Genomic DNA, 12,064 nt, shown 5'->3' with positions numbered 1-12,064 from the left:
GCCGCCGCGGGTTCAACCCGGGCTGCGCAGCAGGAAATGGTAGAGCAACCCGGCGCCGATCACGGCCGCCACCAGCAGCCAGGTGATGCGGTTGCCGGTGCGCGGCACCTCGCCGGGTGACAGGCCATCGCCCGGCGACAGGCTGTCGGCCGTGATCGGCATCGAGCGCTCGTGCGACTCGACGAAGTCCTTGGCTTCCTTCAGCCCCAGCCCGTGGTGCTCGCGCACGATGCGGATCGCCTCGATCTTGCGGCCTTGCCGCAGCGCCGCGAGCGCCGCGGCCGGCAAGCCACCGGGGGATGTCGCGACGGTCGGACGGCCGGGCGTGCGTGCCGCCGTGCCGGCCCCCGACCCCATGCGGCGGGCCTCGGCTTCCAGCATGGCCTTGGCCTGCGCCAGGTTCGTCACGCCGGCGCGTCGCAGCAGCTTGATGGCCTCGATCAGGCTGCCGCGCTGAAGCGCGGCGCGCACGTCATCGGGCAGGGGCGCTTGGCTCATCGTACGGTCCCGCAGGCGGCCGCCGAAGCGCGGCCTTCGACGCACATCGTCGCGCACTTGACGCTGCAGGGCCAGTGCCGGCACACTCCGCCCCGCTCCGGGGTGCGCCAGCGCGCTGAGACGGTCGATTCGAGACCGAACCCGAGAACTTGATCCGGTTCGTACCGGCGGAAGAAGAGCCCAGCCTGACCTCGTCGCTGTGCGCGTGCCTTCATGGACGTGCGCCCGACCCGGGCCCCGAACGGGGTGATCGCTCGCGATCGATGGCGCATCTCCGGAGCACGTGAGTCCACCGCTGCCCTGGAGATCCGATGAACGCCCCCGAATCCTTCGATGCGCTGCTCGCCGCCTCGCGCGAGCCCTTCCCTGCGTCCCGCAAGGTCCATGTCGACGGCGCGCTGCCGGGCGTGCGCGTGCCGATGCGCGAAGTCGCCCTGAGCAACGGCGAGACCGTCACGCTGTACGACTGCAGCGGCCCCTACACCGACCCCGACGCGGTGATCGACATCCGCGCCGGCCTTGGCGCCCCGCGTGCCGCCTGGATCGAGGCGCGCGGCGACACCGAGGCCTACGCCGGCCGCGCGCCGCAGGCGGCCGACGACGGGCTGCGCAACCCCACGCAGGCCGCGCGCCTGGCCGCACTGCAGGCCGAGGCCGCGACCCTGCGCCGCACGCCGCGCCGCGCCAAGGCCGGTGCCAACGTCACGCAGATGCACTATGCGCGCCGCGGCATCGTGACGCCGGAGATGGAATACGTGGCACTCCGCGAGAACGGCCGCCGCGAATGGGCCGAGGCCTACGCGAATGACGCCGAACGTGAGCGGCGCCTCGCCGGCGACGCGCGCGGCGCCGCGATCCCGCGCGTGATCACGCCCGAGTGGCTGCGCGACGAGGTCGCCCGCGGCCGCGCGATCATCCCGGCGAACATCAACCACCCCGAGCTCGAGCCGATGGCGATCGGCCGCAACTTCAAGGTCAAGGTCAACGCCAACATCGGCAACTCGGCGCTCAGCTCGGGCATCGCCGAGGAGGTGGACAAGCTGGTGTGGTCGCTGCGCTGGGGCGCGGACACGGTGATGGACCTGTCCACCGGCGCGCAGATCCACACCACGCGCGACTGGATCCTGCGCAACGCGCCGGTGCCCATCGGCACGGTGCCGATCTACCAGGCGCTGGAGAAGGTCGGCGGCATCGCCGAGGACCTGACGTGGGAGGTGTTCCGCGACACGCTCATCGAGCAGGCCGAACAGGGCGTCGACTACTTCACCATCCATGCCGGCGTGCGGCTGCCGTTCATCCCGCTGACCGTGAATCGCCGCACCGGCATCGTCTCGCGCGGCGGCTCGATCCTCGCGAAGTGGTGCATCGCGCACCACCGCGAGAACTTCCTGTACACGCGCTTCGAAGAGATCTGCGAGATCATGAAGGCCTACGACGTCAGCTTCTCGCTCGGCGACGGCCTGCGCCCCGGCAGCCTGTCGGACGCCAACGACGACGCGCAGATGGCCGAGCTGCGCACGCTGGGCGAGCTGACGCGCATCGCCTGGCAGCACGACGTGCAGACGATGATCGAAGGCCCGGGCCACGTGCCGATGCACCTGATCCAGGCCAACATGGACGAGCAGCTGAAGCACTGCCAGGAGGCGCCCTTCTACACGCTCGGGCCGCTGACGGTGGATTGCGCGCCGGGCTACGACCACATCGCCAGCGCGATCGGCGCCGCGATGATCGGCTGGATGGGCACCGCGATGCTGTGCTACGTGACGCCGAAGGAGCACCTCGGGCTGCCGAACCGCGACGACGTGAAGCAGGGCCTGATCGCCTACCGCATCGCGGCGCACGCGGCGGACATCGCGAAGGGCCATCCGGGTGCACGTTCGCGCGACGACGCGATCAGCGCGGCGCGCTTCGAGTTCCGCTGGCAGGACCAGTTCAACCTCGGGCTCGACCCCGACACCGCCCGCGAATTCCACGACGAGACGCTGCCGAAGGACGCGATGAAGCACGCGCACTTCTGCTCGATGTGCGGGCCGAAGTTCTGCTCGATGAAGATCACGCAGGACGTGCGCGCCTTCGCCGAGGCGCAGACCATCGGCGCCGAGGAACAGCGCCAGCGGGGCATGGCCGAGAAATCGGCCGAGTTCCGGGCGACGGGCGGCGAGCTGTACATCCCCATCCAGGCCTCGTGATGATGCGCATCGGCATCGCCGGCGCCGGGCTGCTCGGCCGGCTGCTGGCATGGCGGCTGGCGCAGGCCGGGCATGCGGTCGAGGTGTTCGATCCCGCGCCCGATGCCGCCCTGCGCCGCGACGGTCGCGGCGCGGCGGCCTTCACCGCCGCCGGCATGTTGAGCCCGCTGGCGGAGAGTGCCGTCGGCGGCGCCCGCATCGCCGAGCTGGGCTGGCGCTCGATCGATCGCTGGCGCACCATTGCCGCGGCGCTGCCGGGCGGACCCGCGGCCTTCATGCGCGAACACGGCAGCCTGCTGGTCGCGCACCGCGGCGATGCCGGCTCGGCGCAACGCTTGCTGGCGCGCATCGTGAGCGTCCCCGGCCGGCCGCTGCCGCGCCCGCTGGAGGCCGACCGGTTCACCGCGCTGGAGCCCGCGCTGACGCGCGGCCTGCTGGCCTGGGAGCTGCCCGGCGAAGCGCAGGTGCTGCCGGCGCCGCTGCTCGGCGCGCTGCACGACGACGCGCCGCGCGTGGGCTGGCACTGGGGCCGGGCGGTCGAGGCGGTTGAACCGCAGGCGCTGCGGCTGTGCGACGGCGAGTGCCGCCGCGTCGATCTGGCGATCGACGTGCGCGGCCTGGGCGCCCGCCCGCCGGTGCCGCTGCGCGGCGTGCGGGGCGAGCTGGTGTGGCTGCACGCGCCGGGCGTCGTGCTGCAGCGGCCCGTGCGCCTCGTGCATCCGCGCCATCCGATGTACCTGGTGCCGCGGCCGGACGACGTCATCGTGCTCGGCGCGACCGAGATCGACAGCGAGGACCGTTCGCCCGTCAGCCTGCGCAGCGCGGTCGAGCTGATGGCCGCCGCGCACAGCGTCTGCCCCGAGCTCGCCGAGGCGCGCATCGTGCACCTGGAGACCAACCTGCGGCCCGCGCTGCCCGACAACGCCCCGCTGGTGCAGCACGAACCCGGCCTGCTGCGCGTCAACGGGCTGTACCGGCACGGCTGGTTGATCGCGCCGGCGCTGGTCGACGAGGCGCTGGCGGCGCTGGGCCTGCACGCGCCGGCCGAGGAGGCGATGCATGCCTGAGTCGCCGCCCACCGTCAGCGTCAACGGCACGCCGCGCGACTGGTCGCCCGGCCTGACGGTCGCCGCGCTGCTGGCCGAACGCGGCCTCGCGCCCGAGGCCGCCGCGACCGCGCTGAACGGCGCGTTCGTCGCCCGAAGCGCGCGAGAGCACACCTTTCTGCAGCCCGGTGACGCGCTGACCGTGTTCCAGGCCATCGTTGGAGGTTGATTCCATGAGCCCCACCCCCTGGACCGTCTACGGCCAGCCGCTGACCAGTCGCCTGCTGCTCGGCACCGCGGGTTACCCGTCGCCGCAGGTGCTCGCCGATGCGATCGCCGCGTCGGGCACGCAGGTGGTCACCGTCGGCCTGAAGCGCATCCTGGGCGCCGGTCTATCCCCCAAAGACAGCGACAACGGTTTCATCGCCGGCGTGCGCGACGCGGTGCAGCGCCATGGCGCGCGGCTGCTGCCCAACACCGCCGGCTGCCGCAGCGCCCGCGAGGCGATCACGCTGGCGCAACTGGCGCGCGAGCTCTATGACACGCGCTGGATCAAGCTGGAGGTGGTCGGCGACGAGCACACGCTGCAGCCCGACCCATGGGAAACGCTGATCGCCGCCGAGGCGCTGGTGCGCGAGGGCTTCGAGGTCTTCCCGTACTGCACCGAGGACCTCGTCGCCTGTCGCCGCCTGCTCGACGCCGGCTGCCAGGTGCTGATGCCCTGGGGTGCGCCGATCGGCTCGGGCCAGGGCCTGGTCAATCCATGGGCGCTGCGCACGCTGCGCGCCCGCCTGCCCGATGTGCCTCTGATCGTCGATGCCGGCATCGGCGCGCCCTCGCATGCGGTGCAGGCGCTGGAGCTGGGCTTCGATGCGGTGCTGCTGAACTCCGCGGTCGCGAAGGCCGGCGACCCGGTGCGCATGGCCGCGGCGATGGCGCAGGCGGTGGCGGCCGGGCGGCTGGGCTTCGAAGCCGGGCCGATCGCGGCGCAGGACTTCGGCCGCGCCAGCACCCCGGTCGATGCACGGCCTTTCCTGCTGGCATGAGCCCGCCCGGCCGTTCCGAAGGGCTCATCCCGAAGCACGCAGTGCGGAGGGTAGTCCAGTGAGCGGCCGAGCGATCGTCTGGAGCATCGCCGGCACCGACAGCGGCGGCGGCGCCGGCCTGTCGGCCGACCAGCGTGCGGCGGATGCCTTCGGCGTGCACCTGGCGCCGGTCGTGGCGGCGGTCACCGCGCAGCACTCGACCGCGGTGCTGCGCGTCGATGCGGTGGCGCCCGAGCTGCTCGACGCCCAGCTGCAGGTGCTGGAAGCCGACCTGCCGCCGCGCGTGATCAAGACCGGCGTGCTGGGCAGCGCGCGCAACGTCGGGCGGGTCGCGGCCTGCGTCGACCGGCTGCGCCAACGCGGCCCGGTCGCGCTGGTGGTCGACCCGGTGCTGCGCGCCTCCAGCGGCGCGGCACTGGCGGACCGCGACCTGCTCGCGGCGCTGCGCCGCGAGCTGCTGCCGCGCGCCGACGTGGTCACGCCGAACCGGCGCGAGGCGGCGCTGCTGCTCGGCGAACCGCCCTTCGCGCGGCACGAGCTGCCGGCCGCTGCACGCATCTTTCAGGCGCTGGGCGCCGGCACCGTCTGCATCACCGGCGGCGACGAGGCCGACGCCGCGGGGGCTTTCGACTGGCTGCTCAGCGCGCCTGCCGGCAGCGCCCAACCACCCGTCGAGCGCTGGCTGGGCCTGCCGCGCGTCCACACGCAGCACACACACGGCACCGGCTGCAGCTTCGCCAGCGCGATCGCCTCGGCGCTGGCGCTGGGCTTCGTGCCGGCCGATGCCGTGGTGCTGGCGAAGATGGCGGTGGCGCACGCACTGCGGCACGACGCCGACCGGCCGACGCCGGGCGCCGGCCCGGGCCCGGTGCGGCTGCGCGCCGGCTTCGCGACGGACCCGGCGGTGCTGCCGTGGCTGACCGACGACGCCGTGCCGTTCACCCCGGCGGCGGCCGGCGCGCGCGGCGGCGAGGCGCTCGGCCTCTACGCGATCGTCGACAGCGCCGAGCGCATCGACGCGGTGCTGGCCGCCGGCGTGCGCACGCTGCAGCTGCGCATCAAGGCCGATCGGCGCGACGACCCGGCGCTGCGCGACGCGCTCGCCCGCGCCATCGCGTCCGCACGCGCCGCCGGCGCGCGGCTCTTCGTCAACGACCACTGGCGGCTGGCGCTCGAGCTCGGCGCCGGCGGCGTGCACCTCGGCCAGGAAGACCTGCTGGCGCTGGACACCGGCGAGCGCGCGGCCTTGCGGACCGCGCAGCGCGATGGCCTGCAGCTGGGCATCAGCTCGCACAGCCTGTGGGAGCTGGCGCAGGCGGCGGCATGGCAACCGGCCTACATCGCCTGCGGACCGGTGTGGCCGACGCTCACCAAGCAGATGCCGTGGCGGCCGCAGGGCCTGCACAACCTGGCGTGGTGGAGCGCGATGGCGCCGGCGCCGGTGGTGGCGATCGGCGGCATCCTCGAGCCGCAGCAGGCGGCCGCCGCGGCGCGCTGCGGCGCGTCGGGCGTGTGCATCGTGCGCGGGCTCGGCGACGATCCGCGGCAGCAGGTGCCGGTCTTCGCCGCGGCGATCCGATCGGGCCATGGCGCCGCGCGCGAGCCCGTGCCGGCCCTGCCCCGCCCGAGCCTGTCGTCGGCGTTCGTTCCGTAGCGGGTGTCCAGGCCTCAGCCCGGCACCAGCCGCACCACCGGCCGTGTCGGCTTGCGCCGCGCGACCTCGTCGAAGCCGCAGGCGTCGAACATCGACTTCGGCCCGAACCACAGGTTGTCGTCGTCCTGGCGGACGGGCTTGTCGACCGGATAGGCTTCGAGCGTGATCTTCTTCCTGCGTGCGCGCTCGACCGCCGCGTCGAGCAAGGCCTTCGCGACGCCCTGCCCGCGCCACCGCCCGGCGACGACGAAGCAGACCACCGACCACACCGGCTGTTCGTCGACCGGCTTCATCACCGGCGACCGCGCGAGCTTGGCGTAGTCCTCGCGCGGGCCCACCGACAGCCAGCCCACCGGCTCGCGGCCCGCGTAGGCGATCAACCCCATGTGGCGGCCCTCGTCGAGCAACGCCTTGAACGCGCTGCGGCTGACCTCGGCGCGGCGCCCGGGCGGCGGGTGGCCGCTCCAGCGGTAGTACATGCACCAGCAGTTGCGCGCGACCGAGCAGCCGCGGGCCGCGAACAGCGCCTGCAGGTCGTCGAAGCGCGCAGACGTCAGGCGCTGCACCTTCAGCGCAGGGCGAGCGGCGGCCGGCGGGCTCGTGCTCATTCGCTCGCCTGCCAGTCCACGCGCGGCGGCAGCACCTCGGGCGCGCCGGCATCGAGCGCGCGCAGCACTTCGTCGAAGCCGAAACGCGGTTGCCAGCCGAGCGCCTGTTGGGCCTGCGCGGACACGTAGACACGGTCGATCGACGGCGGCAGCGGCCAGCCGCGACGCTCGAAGGCCTCGGCCAGCGCCGGCGCACGGCGCCGGATGACCAGCGGCGCATCGGAGAACAGGCGCGCGGCATCAGCCGGCTCGAACGGCGTCGCGCCCGAGATCACCAGCAGCCGCGGCGCCGCCGGCGGCTGCTCGATCGCCAGCGCATGCGCCTCGGCGACGTCGCGCGCGTCGATGCCGCGGTGCAGGCGGTAGGCGGCCATCAGCGGCGCCGGCTCGGCAAAGCAGCGCGACATGCGCAGCACGGTCAGCGCCGGGCCGCCGTCGGCCGCGGCCTGCATCAGCAGCGCTTCGGCGGCGAGCTTGCTGCGGTGGTAGACCGTGCGCGGCGCCGGCACGGTGTGCTCGGTGATCCAGGCCGCCTGCCGCTGCGCGGTGTCGGCGCCGTACAGCGCGGTGGTGCTGGTGAATACGAGGTGCCGCACGCCGGCGCGGCGCGCGCACTGCATCAGCGCTCCGGTGGCCGCGACGTTGATGCGCTCGAATTCGGCATCGGCCGCCACGCCCACGTGCGGCGCATGCAACGCTGCGGTGTGCACCACGGCGTGCACGCCGTCGAGCGCGCGCTCCAGCAGATCCCGGGCGCCGATGTCGCCGACGAACTCGGCGGTCGACGACGGCACGCGGTCGAGGCCGCTCACCCGGTGCGTGCGCGCCAGCCGGGCAAAGATCGCGCGGCCGATGCGTCCGCTGGCGCCGGTGACCAGGACCTTCAGCGGTGATGCGGCAGCCATCGGCCGATTCTGCACCGCGCTTCGTTAGCATCCGCGCATGTCCTCGATGCAATCCCTCTTCCTCGCCGCCGCCGCGCTGCTGCTCGCGGCCTGCTCGTCCAATCCACCGCCGCCGCGCGCCCCGTCGGCCCTGCCGAACGTGCAGGTGCTGAGCCCGCCGCTGGCGATGCCGGTGCTCGAGCGCCAGCGCACGCTGCGCATCTACCTGCCGTCCTCTTACGCCCAAAGCACGCGGCGCTATCCCGTCATCTACATGCACGACGGCCAGAACCTGTTCGACGACGCAACCTCGTATGTCGGCGAATGGGGCGTCGACGAGGCGATGAACGAGCTCGCGCGCACCACCGCCTTCGAGGCCATCGTGGTCGGCATCGACCATGGCGGCGAGAAGCGCTTCAACGAGTTGAACCCCTGGCCGCATCCCCGCCTGGGGCCTGGCGAAGGCGAGCAGTACCTGCGCTTCGTCGTCGAGGTGGTCAAGCCGTTCATCGACGCGCAGTACCGCACGCAACCCGAGGCCAAGGCCACCGCGGTGATCGGCAGCTCGATGGGCGGCTTGATCTCGCACGCGGCGATGCAGCGCTACCCGCAGGTCTTCGGCAAGGCCGGCATCTTCTCGCCCGCCTACTGGACCGCGCCGGCGATCTTCGAGGAAGCCGCGCAGAAACCGCTGCCGGCCGAGGCGCGGGTGTACCTCTACATGGGCGGCCGCGAAGGCGGCGACATGGTGCCCGACGTGCAGCGCATGCACGCGCTGCTGCGCCAGCAGCCGGTGGCGCTGGAATACCGCCTGGTGCCCGAAGCCGACCACAACGAAGCCGCCTGGCGTGCCGAGTTCGCGCGCGCGGTGCGCTGGCTGTACGACGTCAAGTGAAGCCCGCTTAACATTCCAGAAATGGTCAGCCCCCAGCTCACTTCGTTCGCGGCCCCCAAGGGGCGCTCCGTGCCCTTCGGGCGGCCGGGCAGGCACGGATGACACGAGCCGAGGCCATGGGCCTGTTGCTGTCGGCGGTCGCGCGCCTGATCACCGGCGCGCAGGGCCACTGGAAGGGCTGCCCGCCGAAGGCCGAGCAGCGCATCTACTTCGCGAACCACCAGAGCCACCTCGACTGGGTGCTGATCTGGGCGGCGCTGCCGAGCGACCTGCGTGCGGTCACGCGGCCCATCGCCGCGAAGGACTACTGGACCGCCGGCCGGTTCAAGCACTGGCTGACGCGCGAGGTGTTCAACGCGGTGTACGTCAATCGGCAGCGCACCGACGACCAGGATCCGCTGGAGCCGCTGGTCGAGGCGCTCAAGAACGGCGACTCGCTGGTGATCTTTCCCGAGGGCACGCGCAGCAACAAGGGCCTGCCGCAGCCGTTCAAGAGCGGGCTGTACCACCTGGCCGAGCAGTTCCCCGGCGTGCAGCTGATCCCGGCCTGGATCGACAACGTGCAGCGGGTGATGCCCAAGGGCGAAGTGGTGCCGGTGCCGATCCTGTGCACCGTGACCTTCGGCGCGCCGCTGCAGCTGCAGCCGGGTGAGGACAAGAAGCTGTTCCTGCAGCGCGCGCGCGAGGCGGTGGTCGCGCTGCGGCCGAACGCCGAGCGCCCTGCTGCCGTGGGCACGCCCGCATGATCGACACCCTGCGCATCGTCTTCGACCCGCTGCGGCAGCTGAGCGGCCCGCAGCAGGTGCAGCTGCTTTTCCTGGGGCTCTTCGGCGCGCTGCTGGCGACCTCGGCCTACGGCGTGCTGCGCACCGTGCGCGAAGAGGACCGCGCCGCCGCGCTGCACACCGACCGCTTCACCCGCGAATTGCGCGCGGTGTGGGTCACCGCGACGGTCTTCTGGCTGGCGTGGGTGTTCGGCCCGGTCGGCGCGACGCTGCTGTTCGGCATCGTCTCGTTCCTGGCCTTCCGCGAATACATCACGCTGCTGAAGACACGCGCCAGCGACCACCGCAGCCTGCTGCTGGCCTTCTTCGCCGTGCTGCCGCTGCAGTACGTGCTGGTCGGGCAGAGCGACCTGTGGCTGTTCACCGTCTTCGTGCCGGTCTACGTGTTCATCGCGATCCCGGTGGTCAGCGCGCTGGCCAACGACCCCGAGCGCTTCCTCGAGCGCAACGCGAAGATCCAGTGGGGCATCATGGTCTGCATCTTCGGGCTGTCGCATGCGCCGGCGCTGCTGCTGCTGAACCTGCCGCGTGCGCAGGGCAAGGGTGCGTTCCTGCTGTTCATGCTGGTGATGGTGTCGGCCACCGCGCAGATCGCGCAGGAGCTCGCCAGCCGCCGCCTGCGCCGGCGCCCGGTGGCGCGGCAGATTCACCGCGACTTCTCCTGGCGCGCGTTCGGCATCGGCGTCGGCACCGGCGCGCTCGTCGGCATGCTGCTGGGCTGGACGACGCTGGGCTTCAAGGTGCCGCAGGCGCTGGCGATGTCGACCATCGCCGCCGCGTCCGGCGCGATGGGCGACTTCGTGATGCACGCGCTGAAGAAGGATGCCGGCGTGCGCCACTGGGGCAATACGGCGTCGGTGACCGGCGCCGTCGGCCTGCTCGACCGCGTGGCGCCGATCTGCTTCGCCGCGCCGGTGTTCTTCCACTCGATCGCCTGGTACTTCGGACTGAAACCATGAGAATCCTGGGCATCGACCCGGGGTTGCGGTGCACCGGCTTCGGCGTGGTCGACGTGCAGGGCGCGCAGCTGGCCTACGTGGCCAGCGGCACCATCTCCACCGCCGAAGCGCCGCGCGGCCACCTGCCCGAGCGGCTGAAGCTGATCTTCTCCGGCGTCGCCGAGGTGATGCAGCGCTACCAGCCCGAGGCGGCGTCGGTGGAGATCGTCTTCGTCAACGTCAACCCGCAGAGCACGCTGCTGCTGGGCCAGGCGCGCGGCGCCGCGCTGGCCGCGCTGGTGCACGGCGACCTGCCGGTGGCCGAGTACACCGCCGTGCAGATGAAGAAGGCCATCGCCGGCCACGGCCTGGCGAACAAGGCCCAGGTGCAGGAGATGGTGATGCGGCTGCTGAAGCTGCCGGGCCTGCCCGGCAAGGACGCCGCCGATGCGCTGGGCCTGGCGATCACGCACGCGCACGCGGCGCGCAGCTTCGAGGCGCTGGCGCAAGCCACACCCTTGGCCCGGCGAACCCATGCGCAGTACAAACGCGGAAGAACGTACTGATCAAGGAGAGAACCCCATGAGCCTGCCCGTTCACAGCGAATGGATCGAGATCGAACCCGGCTTCGCCGCCCACCTGACGCTGCCGCCGGCCGGCAGCGGCCCGGGGCTGCTGGTGCTGCAGGAGATCTTCGGCGTCAACGACCACATCCGCGCCGTCGCGCGGCAGTACGCGATGGATGGTTTCGTCGTGCTGGCGCCCGACGTGTTCTGGCGCCAGTCGCCGCGCATCGAGCTGGGCTACGAAGGCCACGACCGCCAACGCGGCGTCGAGCTGGCGGGCCAGCTGCAGCCGGCCGAGGTGGTCGCCGACCTGCAGGCCGCGGCCACCGCGCTGCGCGGCCGCGCCGAGACCGCCGGCCGCAAGATCGGCGCGATCGGCTACTGCATGGGCGGGCGCCTCGCCTACGCCGCGGCGGCGCTGGCCGGTGTCGATGCCGCGGTGGCGTACTACGGCGGCGGCATCCAGAACCAGCTGGACCTCGCCGGGCGCATCACCTGCCCGGTGCAGTTCCACTATGCCGGCCGCGACGACCACATCCCGCCCGCGGCGGTTGACAAGGTGCGCGCCGCGATGGCCGGCAAGCCGCACGAGATCCACGTCTACCCCGACGCGATGCACGGCTTCAACTGCTGGGCCCGGGCGTCGTACGACGCGCCGAGCGCCGCGCTGGCGCACGGGCGCAGCCTGCAGTTCCTGACGCAGCTGTTCTGACGGCGGCAGCCGTCAGCGGATCAGCGCAATGATGCCGTCGAGCACGCGCTTGAAGATCCAGATGTTGAAGGTGCCGAGCGCGATGACCACCGCCCAGCGGTAGAGCGCGATCGCGCGCTCCCTCGGCACGTGCTCGCCGGTGGCGATGTGCAGGCCGAAGAACACGACCGAGGGCACCGCCGTCAGCGTGAACAGGATGCCGCAGAGCCAGTAGATCGCCTTCATTGGGCCGCGACTCTACCG

Annotated in this window: 14 protein-coding genes and 1 riboswitch; of the genes, 10 read left to right on the top strand and 4 right to left on the bottom strand. The window is 72.5% G+C overall.

What is annotated here, in order from left to right; genetic code table 11:
* Positions 1-12 precede the first annotated feature (12 nt).
* Positions 13-498 (bottom strand): ribosomal protein L7/L12, encoded by a 486-nt coding sequence (locus tag P1K89_RS24815; protein ID WP_284619202.1) that lies wholly within the window; start codon positions 496-498, stop codon positions 13-15.
* An 88-nt stretch (positions 499-586) separates the two neighbouring features.
* Positions 587-691: riboswitch (TPP riboswitch) on the top strand.
* 118 nt (positions 692-809) lie between these two features.
* On the opposite strand from P1K89_RS24815, the gene thiC reads away from it, so the two are divergent.
* The 5 genes from thiC to P1K89_RS24790 are packed head-to-tail and all read left to right on the top strand — an operon-like array spanning position 810 to position 6,433.
* Entirely contained in the window at positions 810-2,687 is a 1,878-nt protein-coding gene (thiC, locus tag P1K89_RS24810; protein WP_284619201.1) for a phosphomethylpyrimidine synthase ThiC, read from the top strand.
* A gap of 2 nt (positions 2,688-2,689) precedes the next feature.
* Positions 2,690-3,754 carry an FAD-dependent oxidoreductase gene (locus tag P1K89_RS24805; protein WP_284619200.1) on the top strand — a complete coding sequence of 355 codons (1,065 nt, stop codon included), beginning with the start codon at positions 2,690-2,692 and terminating at the stop codon, positions 3,752-3,754.
* Positions 3,747-3,962: a sulfur carrier protein ThiS gene (thiS, locus tag P1K89_RS24800; protein ID WP_284619199.1), complete on the top strand. Its 216-nt coding sequence runs from the start codon at positions 3,747-3,749 to the stop codon at positions 3,960-3,962. The genes P1K89_RS24805 and thiS overlap by 8 nt, the downstream gene beginning before the upstream one ends.
* A gap of 4 nt (positions 3,963-3,966) precedes the next feature.
* Complete coding sequence (locus P1K89_RS24795; RefSeq protein ID WP_284619198.1) at positions 3,967-4,779, top strand: thiazole synthase; 813 nt, start codon at positions 3,967-3,969, stop codon at positions 4,777-4,779.
* 58 nt (positions 4,780-4,837) lie between these two features.
* Positions 4,838-6,433, top strand: a complete 1,596-nt coding sequence (locus tag P1K89_RS24790) for a PfkB family carbohydrate kinase (RefSeq protein WP_284619197.1) — start codon at positions 4,838-4,840, stop codon at positions 6,431-6,433.
* Positions 6,434-6,447: 14 nt separating this feature from the next.
* Here P1K89_RS24790 and P1K89_RS24785 read toward each other — a convergent pair whose 3' ends face one another.
* Entirely contained in the window at positions 6,448-7,041 is a 594-nt protein-coding gene (locus tag P1K89_RS24785; RefSeq protein WP_284619196.1) for a GNAT family N-acetyltransferase, read from the bottom strand.
* Positions 7,038-7,946, bottom strand: coding sequence for an NAD-dependent epimerase/dehydratase family protein (locus tag P1K89_RS24780; protein WP_284619195.1), 909 nt, complete (start codon positions 7,944-7,946; stop codon positions 7,038-7,040). Before P1K89_RS24780 ends, P1K89_RS24785 begins: the two co-directional genes overlap by 4 nt.
* Before the next feature lie 37 nt (positions 7,947-7,983).
* Between P1K89_RS24780 and P1K89_RS24775 the strand changes: the two genes are divergently transcribed.
* The 5 genes from P1K89_RS24775 (at position 7,984) to P1K89_RS24755 (ending at position 11,821) form a co-directional block, all read left to right on the top strand.
* Positions 7,984-8,820: an alpha/beta hydrolase gene (locus P1K89_RS24775; protein ID WP_284619194.1), complete on the top strand. Its 837-nt coding sequence runs from the start codon at positions 7,984-7,986 to the stop codon at positions 8,818-8,820.
* Positions 8,821-8,918: 98 nt separating this feature from the next.
* A complete protein-coding gene (locus P1K89_RS24770; protein WP_284619193.1) occupies positions 8,919-9,566 on the top strand; it encodes a lysophospholipid acyltransferase family protein in 648 nt (215 codons plus the stop codon).
* Entirely contained in the window at positions 9,563-10,564 is a 1,002-nt protein-coding gene (locus P1K89_RS24765; RefSeq protein WP_284619192.1) for a phosphatidate cytidylyltransferase, read from the top strand. Before P1K89_RS24770 ends, P1K89_RS24765 begins: the two co-directional genes overlap by 4 nt.
* Positions 10,561-11,109, top strand: a complete 549-nt coding sequence (gene ruvC / locus P1K89_RS24760) for a crossover junction endodeoxyribonuclease RuvC (protein WP_284619191.1) — start codon at positions 10,561-10,563, stop codon at positions 11,107-11,109. Before P1K89_RS24765 ends, ruvC begins: the two co-directional genes overlap by 4 nt.
* A 16-nt stretch (positions 11,110-11,125) precedes the next feature.
* Positions 11,126-11,821 (top strand): dienelactone hydrolase family protein, encoded by a 696-nt coding sequence (locus P1K89_RS24755; RefSeq protein ID WP_284619190.1) that lies wholly within the window; start codon positions 11,126-11,128, stop codon positions 11,819-11,821.
* Between the two features lie 12 nt (positions 11,822-11,833).
* On the opposite strand, the gene P1K89_RS24750 is transcribed toward P1K89_RS24755, so the two are convergent.
* Positions 11,834-12,046, bottom strand: a complete 213-nt coding sequence (locus tag P1K89_RS24750; RefSeq protein WP_284619189.1) for a hypothetical protein — start codon at positions 12,044-12,046, stop codon at positions 11,834-11,836.
* Positions 12,047-12,064: the final 18 nt, after the last annotated feature.

It is taken from the genome of Aquabacterium humicola (assembly GCF_030167915.1).
GTDB lineage: Bacteria > Pseudomonadota > Gammaproteobacteria > Burkholderiales > Burkholderiaceae_C > Pseudaquabacterium > Pseudaquabacterium humicola.
This window is presented reverse-complemented; position numbering and strand designations above follow the sequence as displayed.